Source organism: Nocardia mangyaensis, from assembly GCF_001886715.1.
In the GTDB taxonomy this organism is placed as follows: domain Bacteria; phylum Actinomycetota; class Actinomycetes; order Mycobacteriales; family Mycobacteriaceae; genus Nocardia; species Nocardia mangyaensis.
On sequence record NZ_CP018082.1, the window covers coordinates 3,820,656 to 3,846,414 of the forward strand.

Genomic DNA, 25,759 nt, shown 5'->3' on the forward strand with positions numbered 1-25,759 from the left:
CCATCGACTCGAATATGGATAGCGACTGCGTTCGTCTTCCGACCGTCCCCACCGCGGCGCGCGAAGCAGTCTTCGACTGCGTGATCTAGGTGGTTGCGGCGGTGGATTCCCGGACGGTCCGAACGAGTTCGTTCAGGGGCCGGTCCAACGCACGTGGAATGGTTGTGACGACTGCGGAGACCACAACGCCCGCACCGCGGGCGAACTCGGCGCCGACCGCGTTCGGCTGGTAATCGACCTCCAGGTGGACGCCTTCGTCCGCGCCGCGTTCGAAGGCCAGCGTCAGGGGGTAGTTGCCGACGCCGTGGAATACGGACTCGTAGTTCACCGGGCCCTGGTCCGGCACCGGGATGCCGCGTAGTGGCGCATTGCGCACGGACGCCATGATCTCGGCGACGGGGAAGCGCCCGCCCGCGGTGCGCAACGCGGTGAGCACGGTGCCGTAGTCGACAGTGGCGAACTCCATCGCCCGGTACACCACCGACACCGCCGCGCGCAGTGCATCACGCACGCTCGCCGCCGGATCGAAGCGGAAGCGCATCGGGACGATGTTGCCGCTGTAGCCGACCCGGTCGGGGCCGTCATCGGGATCACGGTTGTCGGCGGGCACCAGCAGGACATGGTCGGCGGCGCCGGTGAGGGTGTACACGCTCACCGCGCACACTCCGATGAGAAGTGCGTTGAGGGTGGCGCCGACTTCGCGGGCGACCCCGTCCAACGCCTCGATGCCCGCGGACTCGATCGGTGTTTCGAGGCGGAGACCGACGGCATCGGCGAGCGGAGCGAGCCAGCTCTGCTCGGCGCTGTCACTGGGCAACTCACCCGACAACGGGTACCGGACGTCCGCGGCCGCCCAGGTGTCCTGGGCGTGCCGCAGTACCCGGTCGATCTCGTCGGGACTCGCGACCTTCGTAGGGCGGGCCGGACGGCCGGCGACGGCGGGCCAGGAACCGGAGACCAGCGTACCCAGCAGCAATGGCCAGGAGGTGTCGTCCACGGCCAGGTGATGGACGACCAGCGCCGCCGTGACCGCGCCGTCGGCGTCCGCGAAGATCCGCGCCCGCAACGGCGGCTCCCGGGTGAGATCGAACGGGGCCTGAGCCAATGCCTCGGCAGCCGCCCGGATCTGCTCGCGGCCGATCGGTGCACCGGTAGCGGTCAGTGCGGCGTGCGGCGGCAGTGTGCCCCACTCCCAGACGGCGCCGGGCTCGACCCAGCGGCCGCTGTGCTCGACGGCCTTGCGGCGCGGATCGCCCGTCGCCCCGGCGACGATCACCGAGCGGAGCACCGCCGCGTGGCCCACCATGAGCTCGAACGCGGCGATCACCGAGCCGATCGTATGGGAGCCGGTGAAGTCCAGGATCAGGCCGATATTGTGGGATATCGAGTCCGGGTCGAGCTGGTAGATCTTCCACATACGGCGTTCGGCGACGGCGAGACCGCCGGTGGAAGCCGTCTCGGCGGTCGCGGGGCTCGCCGCCGGGCGGGCGCCGGCTCCCGCGGCAGCCAGGCGCCGCCGCAGGACTTCCAGTCGCTCGTCGGTCAGTAAGGTCGTCATTTTACTTCCTGCTTCGGGCCGATCGGGGACTGCTCAGCTGCTGCGGTCGCTGCGTGTTCGAGCCGCAACGTCCCGGCGATCCGGGTGAATTCGTCGCGCCGCACCGCGGTGTCGCGCAGTGTCGTCCAGTCGCTGACGATGTCGATCAGCTCACCCCGTGCCCAGAGCGGCGCCTGATCCTCGAACCAGGGGGAACGTGGATCACCGCTCACGCCCAGCGGCACGATCCATCGGCTCGCGTCACGGTCGGCCAGGTCCCACACATAGCGAGCGGCCGATCCGACACCGCAGGCATGCGAGAAGCCCACCGCACTGCCATTGGCCATGACACACTCGGCATCCCCGCCCAGCGGTTGCGGCTGTGGGCGGAGCTGCCGCGCGACCTCGGGGTGCTTCGGTGTCGCACCGACGAGGTCCCACCCGTGGATCGGAGCGAGTACATGCACACTGCCCCACGTCGGAAGCTCCGCTTGGGCGTCGGCGTTTTCCGCGACCGTTTCGAGTGCGCCGGTGACCAGCCGGGAGATGTCCACGCCCAGCGCCGCGGCACCGGCGACCACCGATTCCAGTGCGGCCGCGATCCGGGTCTGGGCCACGAACCACGGGGTGAAGGTAGCACCGAAGCCGTGTGGTGCGGCGAGCCCGGACAGCGCGGGGTCGGCCGCGATCGCCCGGACCAGATGAGCTCGCACTTCGGCGAACAGATACGCATCGGTACTGGCGGCGTGCATCCGGCGGTCCCATTCCAGCAGCCGGCCACAGAGCCGGTCGGCGCCCGCACCCAGCCCGGTCAGATGCGGCAGCAGGCGCAACAATGCATCGGCTGCGCTGTTGTGCACATCGCCATGGACGCGGGCGCAATCGGCCACCGTCATGGCCGGTCCGTTCGCGAGGAGAGCATCGATACGGTCGGCTCGATGGGGTGGCACGGTCTCGGTGGTGGTCGGCTGCAGCGGAATCGTCTCCGGGATGCGCTGGTTGGCGATCACCGAATAGCCGGTCACCATGGCGTCGAATTGCTTGTCGCGTACCGATTCGGTGACGTAGCCACGCCACTGATATCGCTCGTCCCAGCCGGGCACCGGCAGCCAGTAGTTCTCCGGGGCTCGCCGCGGGAACTTTCCGGTGACGTGGTGGATGAGCCGCCCGGCGGCGTCGGCGATGACGATCCGGTTGACGGGCTCGACCCACTGGGTCAGGGCTCGTTCCACGTCGGCGGTGTTCTGGGCGAACAGCACATCCAGTGCGGCGTCGAACGTTGTCTCGGGATCGGTGAGCATGGGCGTGCGCAGGCTCACCGCGAAGGAGGCGTCCGGACCGCCGAATACGACAGCGCCGTTGCCCGTGGTGATGATCTCGATCTCGACCGGGTCGCCATCGCGCACGAGAATCCGCTCGGTTCTGGTCTCGGCCGGACGTCGGCCGGTGGCGGTGTCCGCGAGCACGTCGGCTCCGGCCCGGGTGAGACGTTCGAGATACAGATCCTGGTAGTCGGCCATCCCATTGGTGATGCCCCAGGCCACGGTGCCCGCGTGGGCGAAATGCGGCGTGCCGGGTACCCCGGCGAAGGCGAAGCCGACAAGGTCGAATTCCGGTGCCGCCAGATGGACCTGCTGGTAGATGCCCGGTAGCTCCAGGAACCGGTGCGGGTCGCCCGCGATCAACGGTGCACCGCTCGCGGTGCGGGTACCGGCGACGCCCCAGGCATTGCTACCGGACAAGGCGTCACCGAACGACCGTGTCGCCGAGGCGCTCCGCTCGGGCCCGGCGGGGAAATTCGCCAGCAGTTCGGTGAGGAACGCGTCGTCCGGATACTCGGGCACCGTGTCTCCCGCCGGATCGACACCCTCGCAATCGAACAATGTCAACGCGTCGCGGCCGAGCGCGCGCACCGCATGCAGTCGCCACAGCTTGGTGAGAAAACGGCCGAACAGGATGTGGTGCATGAGGAATACCGCGACCGGTGTCCACGGCTGCCAGGGTGCAGGCCGGTGCGCGAGCTCGGTCAGCTCCGGGGTATCGGCCGCATCGAGAGTGCTGTTGACGCCCTCGGTGTAGGCCGCGAGCAGGGAGCGGGAGCGCGCCGAGGAGTTCTGGTAGATCCTGCGCGCGGCGCGATCCATTCCGGAGCGACGGGCAAAGGCGTCCCATTCGATGGTGTCCGCCCCGAAAACCTCCGCGGTGCGTCCTTCGGCACGCAGCCGCAGGAATTCGAGCTGCCAGGCGCGGTCGATCCCGCACGCGTATCCCTGGCCGAACAGTGCGGCCTCGGCCGAGTCCCCGGTGATGTGCGGGATGCCCCGCGGGTCCCGGATGATCTCCAGAGGGGGTCTGCCGTTGTCTGCGGTGCTCACGCGGCGTGCACCCCCTCACCGGAGGCCGCCACGGTCGTGGAGCGGTGCCGGGCAATGGGGTTCACCAGCGCGTGCTCGGTGTCCACCAGTGTCGAATACGAGTCGCCGAGGTTCACCATGCGCCGGTTGTTGGACAGCTGCAGGCGATTCAGATGAATGGCCGGGAAGGTGGGCGCGAACAGATCCCATTTCTCGAAGCGGTCGGCCAGATCCGGATGCCGGTCCTGGAATTCGGTGACGCTGTGCGCGACGGTGGCCCAGAAGTCGCTGTCGGTGATCAGCCCGCTCTCGTGCAGCAGCAGCGCGAGGTGGCGCAGGAAATCGTCGAAGACATCCGAGAGCACACCCAGATTGCGGATCTCGTCGGCTTCCTCGGCTACCGCACGACGGCAGTCCTCCGGAACATCGTCGGGAGCACCGAATATGCAGATCTCTTCACCGATGTCCTTGAGGATCGCGCGTACCGGTACCCCGCCGTCGAGTACGAGGATCAGGTTCTCGCCGTGCGGAGAAAACTTGAACTCGTAGCGATAGAGGAGGTAGATGATCGGGTGCAGATAGGCCCGCAGATACCGGGCCAGCCACTCCTGCGCGGGAATCCCCGATTTCTGAATGAAGACCTTGACCAGTGGAATACCGTCGTGGTCGATATGCAGCAGAGCTGCCATGGTGGTCAGCTGCTCGTGTTCGGCGACCCGGGAAACGGGGCTTTCGCGCCACAGCGCGCTCAGCAGCTTGCGGTACTCCGAACCTGGCTGGGTGATCGCGGTGAGCGTGGTGTTGCGATAGCCGATGGCGGCGACCTCGTAGATCATCTCGAAACCGATCGAGGCCAGATACCGGTCGCCGTGCAGCCGCTCGCGGACCCAGTCGTTGATCAGCGGGGTGGTGCGCATGTAGTCGGCGGACATCCCCCGGGTGAAGCCCATGTTGACGATGGACAGAGCCGTTTTCACATAGTGGCGCGCCGGAACCGACACATTGAACAGGGTCCGGATGGACTGCTGCGGCTGGTACCGATCCGGTCCCTCACCCAGCGGCACAATCCGGCCTTCCGCTATATCGGCCGCGTAGATCCGGGCGATTCTCGCCGCCCACTGCCACGGATGTACCGGCATGTAGTAATAGGACGCCGGGTCGAGCCCCTGCCCAATGAGCATGCGATCGAATCGGGCCAGGGTGTCGGCACCGAGTTCGTCGCGCACCAGGCCGGCGTAGTCGATACCCGACATCGCGGCGAAATCGGTGTTCGCCCGCAGCACCGCGACCCAGGCCAGCGCGAAACGACCGCCCGCCTCCGGGGCGAACCGCTCGACATCGTCGGCACTGAATCCGAGCCGGCCGGCGTTGGCGACGAGGCACGGGTGGCCCTCGGTCATCGTCTTCTCGATGGTCTGGAAATCCGCGACCGCCAGATCTGCCGCCGGGATCCGGCGCGTGTCGGGCCGATTCATACTGATCGAGGCAGTATTGGTGAGCTCCTCGAGGTATTCCGGTAGGGCCTCGAGCGGGATGCCGAGGCTGCCGCTCAGATCGACGACGAGGTCGATCGAGTCGATTCGGAGTTCCTCGCCTCGACGGATCCGGCGCAGCGACGCCGCGTCGATACACCAGCTGTCGAGTGACAGAACCTCGGCGCGGAACCGGTATTCGGTCTCGCGACCGTCGGAATAGACCACATACTCGCCCGGAGACAGCTCGGTGGGCCGCACGAACCGTTCATGGCAGAACTCGGCCAGTATCTTCTTGGCGAGCCGGGTGTTGTACACCTGCCGGTACGAGCGAGCAGGAACAGGTGCCTCGACGGCTCCCCGGACATCGGTACTCACGACTCGGCCTCTCCGGCCACCACAGTGCGGCCGTTGTCGGTCACCCGGGCGAAATCGTCTCGGGTGCAGTAGCTGAGCCGGGCCGTCTTGCCCGAGACCGGGATGTCACCGGCCACCCGGAAACCGACGGCGGCATTGAGCCGCTGCACGTCGGTGTTGCGCACATCGGGTTCGACCACCACGCGACGGGCGCCGACCTCGAAGAAGGCGGTGCGCATGATGTGCAACATGACCGCACCGGTGAAGCCGGGCAGGCGCCGCTCACTGCTGGAGACCAGCAGATGCATGCCGACATCACCGGCTTCGTACACGTAACCCGTGCCCGGCGCAGCCAGATCGCTGGTCAGTGGGTTGTACAACTCGAAGAGGAACTGGCGTTCACCCTCGAAATACCCGATGCGCATACCGAAGCGCGGATCCTGATCGGCGGCGGCATCGTGGATCAGCTTCTCCACATCGCCGAGCGAGCTGTTCAGCATGCCCCAGTAGTGGGACTTGGGGTGGTTGAGCCATCGGTGTACGGATTTCAGATCGCGGTCCACATCGATTCCGCGGGATTGGAAGTGATAGGTCCTGGCCCCGTCACCGACCTCAGCCCTGACCTGCTCGTCGGACAGTTGCGCCACCTCGAGGAAGATCTCGGCGACCTGTGTGGTCCGCGCGCCTTCCAGTTCGACCAGGCGTTCGGCCAGCGCCGCCAGGGTGCGACGCCGGAAGATGTCCGACACCGTCAGGCGCGGCACGTCCAGCCACTGGCGTACCTGTGCGACGAATGCGGTGGCCAGCACGGAATCGCCACCGAGAGCGATGAAATCGTCGGTGACCCCGATCGGACGGGTACTCAGCAGCTCGCCGAGCACGGTGGCCAGCGCGCTCTCCAGCGGAGTGCGGGGAGCAACGGTTTCCACCCGTTCGACGGCCGTGACCAGGGCGCCGATCGCACGGCGATCGTATTTGCCGTTCGAGGTCAGCGGCAGCTCGTCGAGCACGGTGACGGTCCGCGGAATCATATGCGGCGGTAACACTTCGGTGAGCGCTTCGCGGATCGCCGTACCGTTCGACCTTGCCGCGGTCACGGCCGCGCACAGTTCTTTGCCATCGGACCAGGCCACTGCGGCGGTGACGGCGTCGAGGGTGAGCAGGCCGGCCTCGACCTCGCCGAGTTCCACCCGATAGCCGCGGATCTTGACCATCTGGTCGGCCCGGCCGAGGAAGTCGAGGATGCCGCCGGGCAGGTAGCGAACCATATCTCCGGTGCGGTACCAGCGGACGCCGTCGTAGTCCACGAATCGGTCCGCGGTGCGCTCCGGGTCACCCCGGTATCCATCGGCCACGCCCGCACCGCCGATCCACAGCTCACCGGGGACCAGATCGGGCCGGTCCCGGCCGGTCCGATCGACCGACCGGCACCGCACACCGTCCAGCGGGACTCCATAGGGCACGAAGGCAGCGCCCGCGGGCACATCGGCGGCCGCACAGATGGTCGAGTGGATCGCGGTCTCGGTGGTACCGCCGAGACCGGCAACCCGGCAACCCGGCAACTGTTGCCCAACACGGTCGAGCAAGGAGACGGGGACCTTGTCGCCACCCATGATCACCACCCGCAGCGACTCCGGCAGCGGCGCGAGGTCCAGCAGCATGCCCAGGATCGAGGGCACACAGTTGAGCACGGTGACCGCGCCGTCGCGCAGCAGCCGGGACCAATCGTCGACCTTGGTGTCGCCGTCGGCATCGGGGACCACCACAGCGCCGCCCACGGCGAGCAACCCGAAGATGTCGAAGACGGAGAGATCGAACTCCAGCGACGAGACCAGAAGACTGCGGTCCTCGGCACCGAGACCGTATCGCCCGGTCAGGTCGGTGAGGGTGGCGACCGCGGCGCGATGGGGCACCTCGACCGCCTTGGGCTGTCCTGTCGAACCCGAGGTGAACAGGATGTAGGCGAGCGCGTCCGGCGAGACCTGCACCGGTTCGACAGCCGGGGCGAGACGCGCCGTCGCCAGGTCGAGAACCTGGTTCGGCGATTCCGCCCAGCGGTCGGGCCGATCGGTGAGGACGGCGGCGGGGGTCGCGACCGTGGCGATCCGTGCCCTGCGCACCCGCGGCTGGGTGGGCGCCACTGGCACGTAGGTGGCACCGGCGGTCAGCACACCGAGCACGGCGATGATCTGGTCACCGCTCTTGGGCAGGTCGACGATCACGGTGTCGCCGGACCGCACTCCCGCGGCGTGCAGGGCGCCCGCGATGCACCGCGCCTCATCGGCGGCCTCGACATGCGTCCATGTCCGGGCATCGGTGATGACGGCGGGAGCGTCCCCACGGCGGTCGGCCACGGCCAGGAAATGCCCGTGCAGTGTGCCGTCGAAGACCTCGGCCGGGCGTAGCGAGCGCTCGGTCGCCCGCCGCTGGGCCCGCACGTCGTCCGGTACCGGGTCGGGTGCGGGGCCGTCCCACTCCCCCGCGATCAGCAGGTCCAGCAGGCGCACGTAGTAAGCGAACATCGCTTGCGCGGTCCGCAGGTCGAGATCGGAGGCACGTACGTCCCAGTTCAGCAGCAGTCCGCCCGAAACCTCGGTGACCTGGGCATCCAGTAGTACTTGCGGTCCCTGGGAGACGATCCAGGACGGCTCACCGAGCACGTCGGTGACCGCTTGCGAGAAGAGTTCGCCGAGTCCCAGTGCGCTGGTGAAAACCACCGGCGACACCACGGGTTCGCCGCGCCGGCGACCGAGTTCGCGCAACACCTCCAGGCCATCGAAGCTGCCGTGCGCAGCGGCCTCGTGCATCGCGGCACGCAGCTGCGCGGCTCGCTCGGCCAGGGTCGCGGGCGTGCGCAGGTCGACATCGACCACGAGCGAGGAAGTGAAGTCGCCGACCACTTTGTCGACATCGGCGTGCGCCATGTCCCGGTCGAACAGCGGGACGGTGAGCAGGAAACGCGGGGTGCCCGAGTACGCGCCGACGGCCTCCGCGAAAACGGCAGCTACTGCGGCTGCCGGTGTCACTCCACGACGATGCGCGTGTTCCTCGAGACGGCGCCGGTCCCCGGCGTCGATGACGTGATGTAGCCGCACTGTGGCGGCATCCCAGTCGGCTCGGTCCTGGTTCACCGGGAGTTCCGGCGGGCCCGGCAGGTCGGCGATCTTGTGCTGCCACCAGGCGATGTCCTCGGCGCGGGCGGTACGCCCGGCGCGCTGTGCCGACAGCTCCGGGAAGGTCACGCCCAGCTCCGGCAGCTCCTCGCCCCGGTAGAGCCGGGCCAGATCGTCGACGAGCACCCGATAACTCATGGCATCGGCGGCAATCATGTCCACATCCAGGTGCACCCGCGAGCCGCCCGCGGGAAGCTGGGTCAGTTCCACGCGCAGCATCTCGCCGTCCTCGACCGGCAGCGCGCGGTGCGTACCCTCGCTCCGGCGGCGTTCCAGGATCTCGATGGCCGCCTGCGGGGTTTCCGACGACAGGTCGGACAGCTCGAATACGTCCGTCTGCTGCCCGATGATCTGCCGGCCGTCGGGCAGCACCCGCAGCCGCAGCATCGGGTGCCGCGCTACCAGAGCTGCCACGGCCGTCCGGAACTGTTCGGGATCGAGCTCGCGGCCGTCGAACTCCACGTAGAGGTGTGCGGCCACACCACCGTAGGTGAGGCTGTGGGAGCGGCCTATCCAATAGGCGTGCTGCATCGGCGCCAAGGGGAAGGGCTGCTCGATATCGAACTCGGGTGCGGCATCGTGGGTGCGGCCGTGCAGTTCCGGGCTGTCGCCGGACCGCAGGAGCTGCGACCACGCGGCGATCGTCGGCGCCGTGGCGAGCCGCGCGAAGTCGATGTCCCTTCCCCGCTTACGCCACTGGCCGGCCAGGCGCATCATGCGCAACGAGTCCAAACCCTGTGAGATCAGGTCGGTATCGAGCGCGAGAGACCTCGGTGAAATACCCAGGATCGCTGCCACCTCTGCCCGGATATCGATATCCACACTCGCTTCCGGACGAGCAATCACCATGGGAACGCCTCTCGAGGATCAATCTTGCGGGCTCAGCCTACCCTAAACATTTAGGACAGGCTAACCTATCTTTCGTTCGAATGCACTCTGGGTGAAACCCACTGCACCGCAGTGCAACAATGAGGGCCCGAGCCACAAGGCGGACAAAAGTTAGCTTAGCCTACACTATTACAGACCGCGGGTGGGGCGTTACGCCTACCCTCATAGCCGGACAGAACCGGGCACCCGCCTACCGATGAATGACCTGCCCGACGAAGACAGATCCTGCGGTCAGAACGAACCCACGGGCGCGGGGTCTGCACTGATCCGCCACCCGGCGACCTCGTGTTGCTGCGCCCAGAATTCGGCGAAACGACCATTGGCAGCGCGCAATTCGTCGACCGTGCCGTCCTCCACGATCCGGCCCTCATCCAGGAACAGCACCCGGTCCGCGCCCACGATGGTGGCGAGCCGATGCGTCACCACCACGCGCGTGCGCTGCTGCGGATCGCCGGTGATGGCGGCAACCACCGCGGCCTCGTTCTCCGCGTCGAGCGCACTGGTGCCCTCGTCCACGAGCAACACCGAAGACGGCTTCAGCAGTGCCCGCGCAATCGACACCCGCTGACGTTCACCACCCGACAACGCGGTCCCCGCTTCTCCGACCAGGGTGTCGAGCCCGTCCGGCAGCCGCTGCGCGAACTCGTCGACCCGTGCCAGGCGCAGAGCCTGTGCGAACTGGTCCGGATCGGCGTCCGGGGCGCCCGCCAGGACGTTCTCCCGGATGGTGCCGGCGAACAGATACGGTTGCTGGAACACCATGCTGGCCACTGCCGAACGGTCCGCGGTATCGAGAGCACCGCGGTCCACACCGGCAATGGTGACGCTGCCGGACGTAGGCGCTTCCAAGCCCGAGATCAGTGCGAGCAGCGTGCTCTTGCCGGACCCCGACGGTCCGACCACCGCCGTGACCCGGCCTGCCTCGAACTCGACATCGACACCATCGACCACCGGCTCGGCGCCATACGCGAAAGACACCGTGCGCAACGCCACCGAGGCGGGCTCCTCGGCATCACACACCGCCGCGCTGTTCCGCTTCGGTTCGGGCGCCTCGACGACAGTGCCGATGTCGCGCAGCGCACCACGACTGGTTTCCAGCGCCGTCGCGAGATCACCGAACGCGGCGAACGGCTCGAGGAACCGCACCACCACCACGATCAGCGCAACGGCCTCGGGAACCCCGATGGTGCCCGCCACGGCGAGCCATGCGACGGTTCCCGCCATCGCCAGGAGCGCGATCTGGCTCGCCAGACCGAACAGCACCTGCCCCGGGACATTCAACAACAGCAGCCGAGTCGTCGCGCCGTGCTGGGCGGACAGCGCCGCACCGGTCTCATTGCGGGCCGGCTCAGCGCGCCGCGCCGCGCGCAATGCGGCCTGAGTACGCGCGAACTCGAGAATGCGCTCGGTGAGCACGCTGTTGGCTTCCCTGGACACCACGGTCGCACGCCGGGTGAGCAGGTTGGTCAGCCACAGTGAGCCCAGCATCAACGGCAAGGCGAGCAGCGCGACCAGGCCCAACTGCCATGCGACCGGCACCAGCGCGACGGCGATCGCGACCGGCAGCGCGACGGCTTGGATCAGCGGCGTCATCAGGTACCCCACCAGACCCACGAGGTCCGGGCCGGTGGTGGCGATCGCGCGCCGCGTGATGGCCGAGTTGTCCTCCGTGAACCAGCGCAGTGGAATTCGCGCCACCTGCGCCGATACCGACCGCTGGGCGTTGTCGAGCAGGTGGAAACCCAGATCGAAACCGATCCGCGAGGTGATCGTGTCCACAGCCCAGCCGGCGGCGACGGCGAGGGTCAATACCCCTACCCACGGCCACGCGTCGGCCGGGGTGTCCCCGAACAGTTCCGTGACCAGTGGCACCACCAGGACCACGGCGATCGCTCGCAGGACCACCGAAACGAGCAGGAGGCCGAGATAGCCGGTGGTCCGGCGGCGCTGCTCGGCCGGCAACAGACTCAGCATGGTGCGGATCATCGGGCGATCTCCTTCACATCGGCGCCGGCATTCCACAGCTGCCGATAACGGCCCTCGGCGGCGAGGAGTTCGGTGTGGGTCCCGGATTCGGCGATCCGGCCGCCGTCCAGGACCACGATCCGATCGGCCGCGGTGATCGTGCGCAGCCGGTGCGCGATCACCAGTACCGTCCGCCCGATGGTCAGCCGGTTGAGCGCCCGCTGAACCAGATACTCGGCCTCCGGGTCGGCGTACGCCGTGGCCTCGTCCAGCACCAGCACCGGGGTGTCGGCCAGCAGCGCCCGAGCGATGGTGAGCCGCTGCCGTTCACCGCCCGACATTGTGGTTCCGGCCCCCAGCATCGTGTCGTATCCCTGCGGCAACCGGAGGATCCTGTCGTGGATCTGTGCGTCGCGCGCGGCACGCTCGATCGCGTCATCGGAGGCATCCGGTACCGCCAGGGCGATATTGTCCCGCACCGTTCCGCCTACCAGCTGGGTGTCCTGGAAAACGAAGCCGACCTGCGCGTACAGCTCATCCGGTGACAGTGTCGCGATATCGCGGCCCCCCACCCGGATCACCCCGGAACCGACGTCGTGGAAGCGGGCCAGCAGCGCGGCCAGAGTCGACTTTCCCGCGCCGGAGGAACCGACCAGCGCGGTGACCGTGCCGGGTTCCAGCGTGAGCGATATGTTCTCGATCACCGGCACTCCCGGCCGATAGCCGAAGCTCACCTCATCGAACACCACCCGGCCCGCCTCATCCGCCGGATTCGGCTGCCCGGGTCGCACCTCGAGTTCGTCGGTGTCCAACACGACCTGGATCTTCTGCGCGGCTTCCCGGCCCTCCCGCAACCCCATCATTCCGTAGCCGATGCCGAGCAGGCGTGAGCCGAATGTGGTGCCCAAGAACAGGAACGGCAGCAGATCCACCGGCTCCACACTGCCTGCCACGACCAGCGCGGTTCCCGCCACCAGGATCAGCCACAGGAAGGTGACCGGCCGGGTGATCAGGTCCATCGCCGACTTCTTGCCGACGAACGGCCGTTGCCAGCCGTCCAAGAAGGCGATGTACTGATCCAGGCTGCGCCGGAACGGCGAGGCAGCCGAACCACCGAACACCCGGATCACCGGCTGGCCGTCCATGTATGAGGTCGCCTCGCGCTTCATCCGTTCGCCCCAGCGCTGCGCCTGCATGGTCTTCGGCCCCGAGGTCGCCATCATCGTCATCATCGTGAATATGTAGGCCAGAATCGGTATCAGCAGCACCAGACCCATTCGCCAGTCCACGAAGAACAGGTAGACCAGCACCGCAAGGGGCGCCACCACCGCGGCCACCGCATCGACCACCGCGTGCGTGATCAGATAGTGCAGCGACAGCGTGTCACCGTTTATCAGCTTGTCCACCTGACCCGAACTGCGCGCGGTGAACCAGCCCAGCGGCAGTCTCGCCAGCTTGCCCAGCAACCGGCCGCGTAGCTCACGACCGAACCGCGCGTCGACCGAGTGCAGCCACAGTTGCAACGCCGATTCCAGCAAGGTGCCCAGCCCGAACAGCCCGAGCGCCCACAGGCCGAGCCGCCACAGCGTGTCGCTTCCACTACCCGCGAGCAGTTCCCGCGCCAGTTCCACCAGCAGCACATAGGGCGCCAGTTGGATCAGCGTGACGAAGAATTGCAGGATGCCCGCGACGTACAGCTTCGGTTTGACGTCGGCGAACAGGCGGCTGCCCGCCTGGGAGCGCCATCTTCCGGCCCGAACGGATCGTGCACGCTGCGCCGAACCGTCCACGGCAACGTCCGCCGCCGTCACCGCCTCGGGTGTCGATCCGACCTCGACAGCCGCCGGCGCCGCCTCTTCGGGCGCCGGCGACGCGGCATCGCCCGAAGCACTGGCGGGGGCCGTACCCTGCGCTGCCGCGGCCGGGAGACCGGAGTCCGCGGCAGCACGTTCTTCGGCACCGCGCTCTTTGCCCATCGCCCGGCCGTGCGCCCAGTACGCCTGCGCGTACACGTCGGTCTTGGGAAAACCGAACTCCTTCACCCGCGCCCGGAGGTGCTTGAGGGCCTTCGATTCCGGCCCCATCCAGGCGTACCAATTCGACCAGTCCCGCACTTCCAGGGCCGAGGCAAGGGATTCCTCCGAGGTCCGCGGGACCCAGTGCACCCGCGCCAGCGGGTGGTGAACCAGCGCCATCAGCAGATCATCGTCGTGATGCTGTTCCAGGTAGACCTCGACGGCCACCTGATGCGGCACCGCCGCCAGGATCGTATTGATCGCCGAAACAGAGGCCGAGTCACCGATCAGCAGATAGCCGGCCGGTGGATCCTCCGACACCGAGAACCCTCGCGACCCGAACGAGGTCACCTCGATCGTCTCCCCGCCGGTGACGTTCAACGCCCATGCCGAGGCCGGCCCCGCGGGCTCGTGCAGCACGAAATCCACCGCGAAACGGCCGACGGTATCCGGATCGACCTCCGCGATCGTGTACCCGCGCTGGAACTCCGCGTCCGAGCCCTTGTCGTCGGGGAACCACATCCGCAGCCACGCCGTCGGTTCGATATCGATATCGGCCAACAATGTCGGCGCACTCAACCAGACCCGGCGCATTCGCGGTGTCAATTGCTCTGCACCAGAGACGGTGGCGGTGTGGTACTGAACGCCGAAGGCGTTCAGTACCACACCTTGAAATCCTCTACGCGCCACTGCGGTGTGTCCTCCGTACCAGACTCGATGACCGTCGAGGTCACCTGCCGAACAACACGACGCGCGAGTCGTACCGGCCATCCGCCGCCTTCCCGTGTCCCGGCCGGGACACGTTCAGCAACCTTGGTTAGCCTACACATACCCGCGGCGCCGGGACAGCACCGAGCTTTCGCACTGCGCGGCAGTATCGATTCTGTCCAATTTAGGCTATGCTAGCCTAATTTCTCGCAGTCAGGCATGATCTTGGAGGACCCGTTGTCGATCACGGACGAGCGCTCGCACGCGGGCTATGTGACCGATCCGGTAGCGGCGGTGGCAGGGCTGGCGGGAGCCGACCTGTTCGGCGAGTATGTGGTGTACGAACGGCCGGGAGAATGGGTGTTCGCGGCCGACCCGATCGGCACTGTCGAACTGGGCGTCGAGGAGCTGCGCGTCGAATGGGACGGACGCACCAGCACCCACCGGTGGACCGGCAGACCCGCAAGCGCCCTCGACCAGGCACTCCGCACACTACCGTTGGATGGACGGAACGCCTACGGATGGATCGGATTCGAATTCTGCGCCTGGGCACTGGATGCCACCGCCCATGTGGCAGCGCCCACGGCACTGGCGCACCTGATGATTCCGCGGATCGAGGTGCGGATCGCGATGTCGGGTATCCGGATCTCCGGTGCGACACCCGCCGAGGCCCGGGCGATCCACGATCTGGTCACCGCCGCCCAGGACACTGCGCTGCCGCTACCGCATCCGACCGATGTCCGCAGCGATCGGACCGGCTACCGCGAACGAGTTGCCGAGGCGAGTGCGGAAATCCGCGACGGCCGGTACCGGAAGGTCATCCTGTCGCGGAAGGTCGAGCTGCCCTTCATGGTCGACGTACCGGCCACCTACCGGCTCGGCCGGGCACACAACACCCCCGCTCGATCCTTCCTGTTGCGACTGGGCGGGCTGGCGGCGGCGGGGTTCAGCCCGGAGTTGGTCGTTTCCGTCGACGACGACCGAGTCATCACCACAAGACCGGTGGCAGGCACCCGGCGCTTCGGCCACAGCCCCGCGGCCGATCTCGCCGCGCGCACGGATCTGCTCGGCGACCCCAAGGAGATCGCCGAGCACGCGATGTCGGTGCACACCTCGTTCACCGAGGTCAGCGCGATCGCCGCGCCCGACACGCCGGCCATCGTCGATTTCATGACAGTGCGCGAGCGCGGCAGCGTCCAGCATCTCACCTCCACCGTCCGGGGCCTGCTCATCGCCGACCGAACCAGCTGGGATGCCCTGGAAGCCCTGTTCCCAGCCGTCACCGCCTCGGGCATCCCGAAACGCGAAGGCGTCGATGCCATCTTCCGGCTCGACCGCGATCCGCGTGGATTGTATTCCGGCGCGGTGGTCACTGTTTCACCCTCGGGCTCACTGGAGGCCACGCTGGTGCTGCGTGCGGTCTACCAGGACATCCACGGCGCGTGGCTACGCGCCGGGGCAGGAATCATCGAACAATCCACACCCGAGCGCGAATTCGAGGAAACCTGCGAGAAGCTCGAAAGCATCGCACCCTACGTCGTAGCGGCATCACCGAGCGTCGGCACCGGACAACCAACGCTCCGCTGAGCCCGGCCACGGAATCCCGCACCGATCGGCTGCACCATCCCGAACACCCCGCTCGTCATCCCCCGTTCCGCAGGGCCTTCTTGTCGATCTTGCCGACTGCGGTCGTGGGTAGGCCGTCGGCACGACGCAGCACATCGGGAAGCTTGTACGTGGCAACGCCGCGGTCGGTCAGGAATGCCTTGATCTCGGACAGCGTCGGCATCTCGCCGCCGACAACGAGGAAGGCGCAGACCTTCTCACCGAGCACGGCATCGGGCAGCCCGACCGCAGCGGCATGGCGGACCGCCGGATGAGCGAGCAGGTGCTCCTCGAGTTCGTCGCAGGAGACGTTCTCACCGCCGCGGTTGATGACGTCCTTGATGCGGCCGGAAACAACGAGATGGCCACTGGGCAGGCGGCGCACCAGGTCGCCGCTGCGGTAATAGCCGTCCGGAGTGAAGGCGCGGGAATTGTGCTCGGGGGCCCGGTAGTAGCCACGAATCGTGTAGGGGCCTTTGGTGAGCAGCTCACCCTCCTCTCCGGGAGCGACGTCATCGCCGTCACCGTCGACGACACGGATCTCATCGGCCGGGGACAGCGGCCGACCCTGCGTGGCGTGGACCAACTCGGCCGGATCGTCGAGGCGGGTGAAGTTGAGCAACCCCTCGGCCATTCCGAACACCTGCTGCAGCCGCGCTTGGAGCGCAGGCTCGACCTCGCGAGCGTTCACCTCGGCCAAGCGGGCGCCGCCGACCTGCAGCAACCGCAGCGAGGACAGGTCGGCCTCCTCCCATTCGACTGCCGCACACCACAATTGCGCAATCGGCGGGACGACCGCGGTAACGGTCACCCGGTTCTGCTCGATCGCGGCGAATGCGTTCTCGGGACTGGGCTCGGTGACGAAGGCTACTGCGCCACCCACAGCGATCGTGCCGAGAATGCCGGGACAGGCAAGGGGGAAGTTGTGCGCGGCGGGCAGTGTCGCCAGGTACACGTCGCCCTCGGTCAGCTCGCACACCTGCGCGCTCGCGGTCGCGTTGTACACGTAATCGTCATGGGTGCGGGCGATCAGCTTCGGCAGCCCGGTGGTACCGCCGGAAACCAGCATGAGCGCGATATCGCCCGGATCGATCGCCGGTAGCGAGTCGCCCTCGCGCGGCACAGAATTCAGATCGACGAACGGGCCAGGGTCGCCGAGCACCAGCACGTGGCGCACCGACGGCACTGCCGCTTGCACCTCGGCAGCCAACTCTCGGTAATCGAAGTCACCCATCCGGTCCGCGACAATGTAGCCGACCGCTTCGGAGAGCCGCGCCAGATGCTCGATCTCGCTACGCCGATGCGCGGGCAACGTGAGCACCGGAATCACCCCGGCCCGCAACAGCCCGAACAACACCGGCACGAACTCGACCACATTCGGCAACTGCACCACCACCCGGGCCCCTGGCTCGATTCCAAGCGCACGGAACCCGTGTGCCATCCGATCGGCCTCCGCGTCCAGCGTCGCGTAACTACGCGCATCGGCGCCCAGCAGCGCGGTCCGATCAGGATGCCGCCGGGCGGTCTCACGCAGCAGCTCACCGAGCGAGCGCCCCTGCCAGTAGCCAGCGCTGCGGTACTCCGCGGCCGGCCCGGCGGGAAAGGGAACGTAGCCGTCGCGATGGGCGGTGGACGAGGTAAGGGGAAGCACGATTCGCCTCTCAGGTACTGGCACGGGAGCCTCTGCAAGTCTTCATGATTCGATGATCAACCGGGCCTCGGAGGCCCACCGAGCCCGGTGACCCGTCCGGAACGAGCACGCACCGGCCTCGTGGGGATCGCCGACGCGCCGCTCACCACCGAACCCCGACTTTCCGCTTTCGAAATACGCTTAGGCTAAGCTAACATCTCGGCCTGGGCCGTGGGCAAGCGCCTCGAACTTGGGCGGCACCCCCCGGTTGCCGCCAGATCCAGCGCCCTCGTCCAGCGGCACCGGCGACCGGTCTCGGTACCCAAGTTGCCGGAGACACAGCGCGTTCTGCCTGTGACCGTTTGAAGGTGACGAGCCGGTATCCGGGGTGATCTCCGGTGACGGCAGAGGCCCCAGCTCTGCGATCCCGAAGCTGCTCCGTAACGGACACCCGAGCACTGTCGATGTAATTCCTGTCATATACGCTCGACTTTGGGGAGAGTCTCATGATAACGATGCGCATTCGAGGAATCGTGGGCATGACAGCAGCGGCGATTGTCACAGGCTCGCTGCTGTCGGCTGGTTCCGCAGTTGCCGAAGCTCCTGTGGATATTGTTTGCGCTGGCTCCGTCACCGCAAATTACTCACCTCCGCTAGTTCCCACACCCCGGCCCACCTCGATTACGTCAGACGCTGAGGTGAATTGTATTGTTTCCAGCGATCCAACCCTCACCTCTGGAACCTTTGGTGGCGCTTCGTCGGGCACGATCGGGTGCCTGACCGGTGGCGCAGGAGGTACATTGACCTTCCACTGGAACAACGGGAATTCGTCGACAGCACAGATCACGAGCGTGACCGCGACTCGACCCAATGGGAATGTGGTCACGGTGAGTACCGGAACAGTGACCAGTGGTCAGTTCCAGGGCGATTCGATCATTACGGAGGTGACTTTGATAGCGAACGACCAAATGGCTTGCCTACTCGGGGGTGGCGTCTCTTCGGTTACTGGTCCGACCACGGTGACGCTGACGAGCTTGGTCTAGCCTCGACCTTTCGCCAGGCCAGCGGCCTGGACTGATCGGTTTCGGATTGCCCGAAAACTGCTGATCAGCAGTTTTCGGGCAATCAGTAGTGCCCCGGTCAGCGGGTTGGCTGCCGGGTCCACGGGCCCGGGGAGGTGTTCCCTTTCAGGGGGTGTTGGGATGGTTTGTGCTGTTCAGTACGGTTCAACCGGTCCAGAGCGGTGCGTAGCAGCCCGGCATGTGATGAGTGGGCGCTGAGTCGTAGATGGGTTCGGCGCGCATGACAGCCAGCCTGGCGGTATCGAAAATAGGTGCAAGCGAGATGTTTTCGGTGCCCATCGGCGTGCGGGATGGTCGTGGAGGCCGATAGTTTGCATCTGAACGTCGGCTTCGCCGAAAACCGCGCCTCACCGTATTCCTCCAGACCTCGCGCTCCGACACGCCGATAGTCGAGCGGTTTCAAGTCGAGCGTCTACCGAACTCCCCGCGCATTGGGAAGTACGTGAAGTCGGTCCATAGGAGAAACCGGAAGCCATCGCGCAGCCACAAGACCACGCCGCGTCGGCGCAACGTCAAACTCCAAAGGAGAGACGCGAACCGCCGGTAGGCCACGTCTACGGACGATGGCAACACGTTTCGCTTGTGACCGTTTGGCGACCGTTTTGAGGCTGACGAGCCGGTATCCAGTATGATCTCCAGTGACGGAAGCAGCCCCGCCTCGGAGCTTTCTCCGGCGGATTGTGATACAGCCCGACCACATCGACGACCTTGTCCACGAACAACGGGTCGGTCGAGAGCTTGAACCCGTCGGCTACATGCGGTTTCAGCTCGAACTTGCTCCAGATCCGCCCAATTGTCGAGGGCGACAACCCACTTCGTTTGGCCATCGAGGTCCGCGACCAATCCGTCGCATCGACCGGCTTCTGTTCCAGGGTCGTCGTGAGGACTTCTTCGACCTTGTCCAACAGGATCGAGGGCCGACGCCCCGGCCGTGGCTCATCGGACAACCACTCGAGGCGTTTCTGCGCGAAGCGCGTCCTCCACTTACCCACCGTTTGGGCCGTGATTCCCAGTTCAGCTGCCACATCGGAATTGGATTTGCTTGCCGCGCAACCCAATACGATCCGGCAACGTTCCGCGAGAGCCTGCGACGACTTGGCTCTACGCGCCCACCGCTGCAACGTTTCATGCTCCTCGACGGTCAACACGATCGACATACCGTCAGCGCAAGCCAGCACAATCGCAGCCCGTTGCGCCTCACGTCGATTCGAGGAGGTCAGCGAATACGTCATCCACGCCGGCGATCCCCCGCATCCCGACGTCCTCGCCGAGGCGAAACGGCTCGCCCAGAAGTTCCCCGACCGGTTCGAACTGATCGAGCTCTCCGAAGAGAGTTCGAGAACACGATCGAGCTCGGCGACCTCCTCGACACCCGCGACACCCGCGCCAACCTGATCGAGGCCGAGTGCCTGACTCCTCTTGTGCTGCGACGTGTTTCAGCGGCAGGATGAGAATGGCTCACTGCGTCATTGCGCCCGCGCAAGGCGACGCTTGATCGGCTGCGCGGTCGCAAAAGCTCGCCGTTCGTAGCCGGCCACGTAGACCCGATGGGTGCAGACCGCGCGATACCTTCCGGTACCGCGTCGACACCGGGTTATGAGCACCTACGGTGACGGGAACCAGCGCTGGGCACGAAGCGCGGCCGACGGTCGTTATCAACCTGTCTCTGCTCTCGAGATCGGGGAAGACCTTGTTTGCCTCTGCGCGGGTGGCCGACTGTCATATTGCACTTCGGTTGGCTCCGGTGGCTACAAGAGCATCGGCACGCCACCCGACTTCCGTAGGAGGTACTTTTCGCCCACACCTGAACCCCATCAAAGGGATGTGATTTCCAGGGTGGTCAATACGAAATTTCTGGAAACAGTTCCGAGCCCGGCGTTGCAAGCGACCAAGTCGGTAGACACGCCGGTATTGATCGAAAGAAAACTGTGGCCGGCGAACAGCCCTGAAGTGATGTTCCCAGTGAGGTGACGACCACGGTCGCGCCTGTCAGGGTCGACGTGCGATTCGCGTTGATGGTGCTGGTTTGCCCCGTGTTCCAGGTGATCGCGAAATTCGTTGTGCCGTGATTTCAGGATTCGGTCGGAAGATAGGGCTCTACCAGCAGGTGACGGAGGTAGCGTGCCAGAGTCTCGTGGTTGAAGTCCGGCTCGCGAATATCGCTGTCGGCGAGGTGGAGGTCGACATTTCGGCAGTCCCAAAGATAGGTGTCCTGATACAATTCTACTGTCGTTCTTCCGTTGAACACGTTGTCTTCGAACATGCTGAGCAGCGGGTACAGCGGCGCCTGGGAATCGTTCGCCCACAACCCCACCCATTGCCGGAACGGTAGGACAGCGAAGGTGTATCCGAAGTGTTTCGAAAGCAGTCCGAAGAAAGCTTGCAGGGTGACATTTCGCTCCGGGGAGGGGATCAGATTGAATTTCTTCCCCAGTGCGCTTGACTGTTTGGATATTTCGGATATCGCAGACACCATGTAGTCGACGGTGGTGAGTCCTTCTCGTAGATTGCGCAGGTCGGGGATGGCTTGCAGGGCGATACAGGTTTTCACCATCCGGCCCCACCATTGATAGTCGGCGCACTGCCCGGTGGCGCTGTGGCAGGTGGCGTAGCCGAGGCGGAAGGTCATCAGCGGCAGACCTTGGGCGGCGGCAAGGTCGGCGATTTTTTCCATGACCCATTTGCTGCGGACGTAGCCGAGGTCAGTGCTGACGGCGGGCAGGTTTTGATCGATGTCGTCGGCTTCGTGCATGACTGTCTTGTGGGTGTGTAGATGGCCCCAGCTGTAGACAGAGATGGTCGACGACAAGATCAGTGGTTTGACGCGCTGGTGGGCTGCGAACGCGATCACGTGGCGTAGTCCTGCCACATTGTCGCGCTTCATATGGGAGTAGGGCTGGATGAAGTTGACCGCGCTCGCACAGTGATGGATGAGGTCGACTCGCTGCGACAACGTGTCGTAGTCACTGCGGGGCAAACCGAGGTGAGGTTCGGCGAGATCGGCGGTGTAGACCATGACCCGCTGCCAGTCGGTGATCGGTACACGGTAGCGTGTGGCCACCTGGCGGAGTCTGTCGGCGGCGTCGATGCCGCGCACAGGGCAGTGCACCATAGCAGCGCAGGTGTCCAGCAACCGTGCCAGCAGGTGCACGCCGATGAAGCCGGTGGCTCCGGTAAGCATGATATGGCGTGGGGCAGTCAGTTGTGTGTGGTCGAATCCGGCGCCGAAGTCGAGGTCCGAGGGTAGCCAAACATCTTCTTGCAGCTGGTGAATGGGTTCGCTGTCGAGGGTGGCCTGCTCGCTGTGTAGGCGTTGTCGTAACACCGCGGCAAGGCCGCGCACGCTGGGGCTTTCGTAGATGTCGCGGATGTAGGTCCGGGTTCCCAGTCGCTCGCCGATTCTTCTGACCAGCGCGGTAGCTATTAGAGAATGGCCGCCGACGTCGAAGAAGTTGTCGGTCGCGGTGAACTGGCCGTGGCCGAGAAGCTCGCGCCATACGGTGGCGACGGACGCTTCGACCTCGTCGTCGAAGGCGGTGGGACTTGGCAAGAAGGTCGAGGAGGCGATGAGATGACGCAGAGCGGATCTATCGATCTTGCCATTGAGCGTCGTGGGTAGTGCGGTGAGGCAGCGATAGAGGCTGGGCAGCATGTAGTCGGGCAGTTCGTGGCGCATCGCGGCGCGCACTGCGGCGACGACAGCTTCGTCGGAGCTCGATGCGTCACGGAGGACGATGAATGCCACCAGGTGGTTGACCGCGTCACCGGTGCTCGTATCTGCAAGTACCGCAGCGGCTTTGAGTAATGGGTGCCGCAGTAGCGCGGCCTCGACGTCGCCGAGTTCTACCCGGTTGCCGCGAATCTTGACCTGGTCGTCGCGACGACCGAGGAACTGGATCGTGGCATCGGGAAGTCGGCGAGCCAAGTCACCGGTGCGATACAGGCGACGACCCAGTTTTACGGATCGGATGAAACGTTCAGCTGTCAGGGCCGGGTCCAGATAGCCGCGTGCCAGGCAGTTACCCGCCAAACAGAGTTCCCCGACTCCGCCTTCGGGCACTTCATCGAGGTTGTCATCGAGGATGAACGCCTCGGTGTCCATGATGGGCACACCAATTGATGGGGGTTTGTCCTCGCTATGTGGCTCTACCACCCGGTAGGTGGCGAAGATGGTGGCCTCGGTGGGTCCGTAATAGTCGACGAGGGTGTAGGGCAGGTGGTGCGTGGCCAGTGGATGCAGGGCCTCCCCGGCGCAGAACAGGTAGCGCAGCGCCAACCCGTCCGGCACCGCGGTGTCGACGAGTGCTGGAACCAGGACGGTCGGAACGTAGGCGTGGGTGATGTGGTGGTCGGCATAGAATCTCAGCAAGGCAACCGGATCTGAGCGGGTGGCCTCATCGAGGAGATGCAGGCTGGCGCCTGCTGCCAGCGGTGACCAGATTTCCCACTGGGTCACATCGAAACTCGGCCCACCCAGCAAGGTCGAGCGACACTCGGGCCGCATGGCAAAGCGGGTGTTGTGCCAGGCGACCAGGTCGCGCAGTGAGTGATGCTCGACGATGACGCCTTTCGGCTCGCCGGTGGTGCCTGAGGTGAAAATGACATAGACCGAGTCCGCCGAGGCCACTGTGGCGGGCCGGAATCCTGACGTGTCCGCATCGGCTATTACTGCGTCGACGTCCAGTACCCCTGCACCGGCGACTTCGTCGGGGTCCGAGGCGGTCGCGAGCACGAGGGGTGCACGGCACTGGTCGATGATGCGTCGGCGGCGTGCTGCCGGATACCGCCGGTCGATCGGCACGTAGGCTGCGCCGATCTTGATGACAGCCAGCGCCGCGATCACCAGCTCGAAAGACCGGTGCGCCACGATCGGCACCAAACTACCTCGGGGAATGTGCCTTTGCCGCAACCGGGCGGCCAGCCGGTCGCTGAGCTCGTCGAGATCCTGATACGTCAAATGCTGTCGAGGCCCCACGACTGCACGCGCGTTCGGCTGCTCGGCGACCTGCTGACGGAAATGATCGAGAATGGAGTTCTGCGTCATTGCGAAACATCCTTGCCCGGCAGGTCACGAACCGAGCTGGGTGGCAGAATCATTCGCAACGGTCAACTCGGCCTGGCCCGACCTGTGGAGTGAACTCAACTGTCGCAGTACAGTCCGGCGATGCGACAGTCGCTAGAAATTCTAGCGACAAGGCTTTGGTGTGCACCAAGCGAATTTGGTGTCTTTCTCTAGTTGGATTTGTGGTGGATTCCCGGCGAATGTCATGGACAGTCGCACAATGACTCCGATACCGATATAGATTTGGACGACCATGCGGCGCGCCAGCCACCGATTCCGCAGTCAGCCGAGGCCGGCGAGGTTCGCCAGCCGGGTGACATCTCTGCTGATCAACCGATTGTCGCGGCGGATCAGGTGCAGCACGGTGTGGTGGGCGTCCGGGTCGAATCGAAGGTCTTCCGGGCAGGCCTCGGCGGCTTTAGCGAGCGCGAATGCGGCTGCCACGTCTTCGTCGCGGCGGGCGAAGGCGATGGCCAGTGCGATGTGGTAGCGAGCCCGGCCACCGACCGGATATCCTTCCACGACCTCGGCATCTGAACCGATTCGGACCACGTCGTCGAAGCTGGCATGCCCCAGGGCGATTTCCATTCGCGCCAGCGCTATCTGGAACGGCCCGAAGTCGATCCCGAACACCTGATGCTCTGACGCCAGCTCTGCGGCCTCCCGCTGCGCCTGGCCTATGAGCCGGTCGGCTTCGAGCAGATCGAGAGTCGCGGCCGCCCCTTTGGCAGCCAATAGAGCCAAGGTCCCCGACAGCACGGCCCGGTCCCCGGGGTCGACTACCTCGTCGAGTAGATGGGTTGCCGCGGACCGGGCGTAGCTTCGGCACTGATCGATCTGCTCCAGATGCAGCAGTGCGTTTGTGACGTGGCAGGCGCTGGCGGCGACCAAGCCCGGCGAGTGCGTGGATGCTGCGATCTCCATTGCCCGATCGGCTACGGTCCACGCCAGGCCGTGTTCGCCGAATCGGGTGAGAAGCTGGCGCGCCAAGTGATAGGCGCGCACCAGAAGCTGGTCCGTCTCGAGTCCGGCGAGCCGAAGCTTCCTTGCCCGGGCCTCGGCGAGAATACTCGGTATCCGCTCCACCAAAGTGGAATATCGTCGAGGTGAGGTCGTCCAAGCGTGCTGACATTGCGAGAGTTCATCCCGTATAGCCGTCAGCGATTCGCCCTTCTCTGTCAACGCCCCCGCGGCATGGAATTTCGGATGGTCGACGATCGCCTGTTCCAGGAGCTCTGTCATAGGCCGGGCAGCCGCGGTACTTCCGCGAACCTCGCGGACCGGTCGTTCGATCAATTGGTTGAAGTCGTCGATCCGCAAAACCTCGGCGAGTCGGCTCATGACCTGCACGCTATCGAGGCGTTGCCGCCCCGATTCAACGAGGCGCAACCATTCGTCGCTGCGACCGACCAGGTTCGCCACCACCGAGCGTGAAAGTCGGCGTTGCACACGGTACATTTCGATCCGCTCTCCGACGGTCAGTCCGCTGCGCTGAGGTCCTTCGAGGGCATCCATCGCGCTCCCTGCATCGTCCACGACCGGACCTCCGGGCAGATGACCAGTCTCGGTGGCATGCCGAACGCCGTTGGCCGACGATTGCCCTCAAGTGTGATGGTGAAACATCAATCTCGGACTGTAATCCGTTGTGTTGATGCAGAATCCATCTCTCCAAGTGGCCGTCACACATCTCGGGGATCTGCTCCGACGGCGACTGGGGCCGCGCCCCATGGGCCTCGGTCTGTCTCGATGCCGATGACTACGGCATCTTCTGCGGCGTCGGCGTCGAGGTGTTCGCCGATCAGTGCGTGCAATCGCGTGGTTCCATCGACGCCTTCGGGTAGCCGGGCTCGGGCCAGGCCTCTTGCCTGCCTGGTTCATTAGTTCCACGTGGTGATGGTCTTGGGCCCAGTC

11 protein-coding genes are annotated in these 25,759 nt (G+C 65.7%); 1 reads left to right on the top strand and 10 read right to left on the bottom strand.

Annotated elements, in window-relative coordinates:
- Positions 1-85: 85 nt before the first annotated feature.
- From BOX37_RS17250 to BOX37_RS17275, 6 genes are all read right to left on the bottom strand, one after another.
- Positions 86-1,558: a condensation domain-containing protein gene (locus BOX37_RS17250; protein ID WP_071928557.1), complete on the bottom strand. Its 1,473-nt coding sequence runs from the start codon at positions 1,556-1,558 to the stop codon at positions 86-88.
- Positions 1,555-3,912 carry a penicillin acylase family protein gene (locus BOX37_RS17255; RefSeq protein WP_071928558.1) on the bottom strand — a complete coding sequence of 786 codons (2,358 nt, stop codon included), beginning with the start codon at positions 3,910-3,912 and terminating at the stop codon, positions 1,555-1,557. Before BOX37_RS17255 ends, BOX37_RS17250 begins: the two co-directional genes overlap by 4 nt.
- Entirely contained in the window at positions 3,909-5,741 is a 1,833-nt protein-coding gene (locus BOX37_RS17260; RefSeq protein ID WP_071928559.1) for an IucA/IucC family protein, read from the bottom strand. Before BOX37_RS17260 ends, BOX37_RS17255 begins: the two co-directional genes overlap by 4 nt.
- Positions 5,738-9,742 carry a non-ribosomal peptide synthetase gene (locus BOX37_RS17265; RefSeq protein WP_071928560.1) on the bottom strand — a complete coding sequence of 1,335 codons (4,005 nt, stop codon included), beginning with the start codon at positions 9,740-9,742 and terminating at the stop codon, positions 5,738-5,740. Before BOX37_RS17265 ends, BOX37_RS17260 begins: the two co-directional genes overlap by 4 nt.
- A gap of 270 nt (positions 9,743-10,012) precedes the next feature.
- Positions 10,013-11,767, bottom strand: a complete 1,755-nt coding sequence (locus tag BOX37_RS17270) for an ABC transporter ATP-binding protein (protein WP_071928561.1) — start codon at positions 11,765-11,767, stop codon at positions 10,013-10,015.
- Complete coding sequence (locus BOX37_RS17275) at positions 11,764-14,427, bottom strand: ABC transporter ATP-binding protein/permease (protein WP_276207203.1); 2,664 nt, start codon at positions 14,425-14,427, stop codon at positions 11,764-11,766. The genes BOX37_RS17270 and BOX37_RS17275 overlap by 4 nt, the downstream gene beginning before the upstream one ends.
- A gap of 279 nt (positions 14,428-14,706) precedes the next feature.
- Here BOX37_RS17275 and BOX37_RS17280 point away from each other — a divergent pair, with 279 nt between their 5' ends.
- Positions 14,707-16,056: a salicylate synthase gene (locus tag BOX37_RS17280; RefSeq protein WP_071931596.1), complete on the top strand. Its 1,350-nt coding sequence runs from the start codon at positions 14,707-14,709 to the stop codon at positions 16,054-16,056.
- 55 nt (positions 16,057-16,111) lie between these two features.
- On the opposite strand, the gene BOX37_RS17285 is transcribed toward BOX37_RS17280, so the two are convergent.
- The 4 genes from BOX37_RS17285 to BOX37_RS17300 form a co-directional block, all read right to left on the bottom strand.
- The gene (locus tag BOX37_RS17285; protein WP_071928563.1) at positions 16,112-17,725 is read right to left on the bottom strand and encodes a (2,3-dihydroxybenzoyl)adenylate synthase; all 1,614 of its coding nucleotides are present in this window, start codon (positions 17,723-17,725) and stop codon (positions 16,112-16,114) included.
- Positions 17,726-19,340: 1,615 nt separating this feature from the next.
- Complete coding sequence (locus BOX37_RS17290) at positions 19,341-20,018, bottom strand: helix-turn-helix domain-containing protein (RefSeq protein WP_240504907.1); 678 nt, start codon at positions 20,016-20,018, stop codon at positions 19,341-19,343.
- Positions 20,019-20,857: 839 nt separating this feature from the next.
- Positions 20,858-23,830, bottom strand: a complete 2,973-nt coding sequence (locus BOX37_RS17295; protein ID WP_071928564.1) for an amino acid adenylation domain-containing protein — start codon at positions 23,828-23,830, stop codon at positions 20,858-20,860.
- 300 nt (positions 23,831-24,130) lie between these two features.
- Positions 24,131-25,363 (bottom strand): helix-turn-helix domain-containing protein, encoded by a 1,233-nt coding sequence (locus BOX37_RS17300; protein ID WP_156910435.1) that lies wholly within the window; start codon positions 25,361-25,363, stop codon positions 24,131-24,133.
- Between the last annotated feature and the right edge of the window lie 396 nt (positions 25,364-25,759).

What these genes read in the sequence shown, in the direction of transcription:
- BOX37_RS17250 (WP_071928557.1), bottom strand. Translation starts at nt 1,558, where the DNA reads ATGACGACCTTACTGACCGACGAGCGACTGGAAGTCCTGCGGCGGCGC.
- BOX37_RS17265 (WP_071928560.1), bottom strand. Translation starts at nt 9,742, where the DNA reads ATGGTGATTGCTCGTCCGGAAGCGAGTGTGGATATCGATATCCGGGCA.
- BOX37_RS17270 (WP_071928561.1), bottom strand. Translation starts at nt 11,767, where the DNA reads ATGATCCGCACCATGCTGAGTCTGTTGCCGGCCGAGCAGCGCCGCCGG.
- BOX37_RS17290 (WP_240504907.1), bottom strand. Translation starts at nt 20,018, where the DNA reads ATGACGTATTCGCTGACCTCCTCGAATCGACGTGAGGCGCAACGGGCT.
- BOX37_RS17295 (WP_071928564.1), bottom strand. Translation starts at nt 23,830, where the DNA reads ATGACGCAGAACTCCATTCTCGATCATTTCCGTCAGCAGGTCGCCGAG.
- BOX37_RS17300 (WP_156910435.1), bottom strand. Translation starts at nt 25,363, where the DNA reads ATGGATGCCCTCGAAGGACCTCAGCGCAGCGGACTGACCGTCGGAGAG.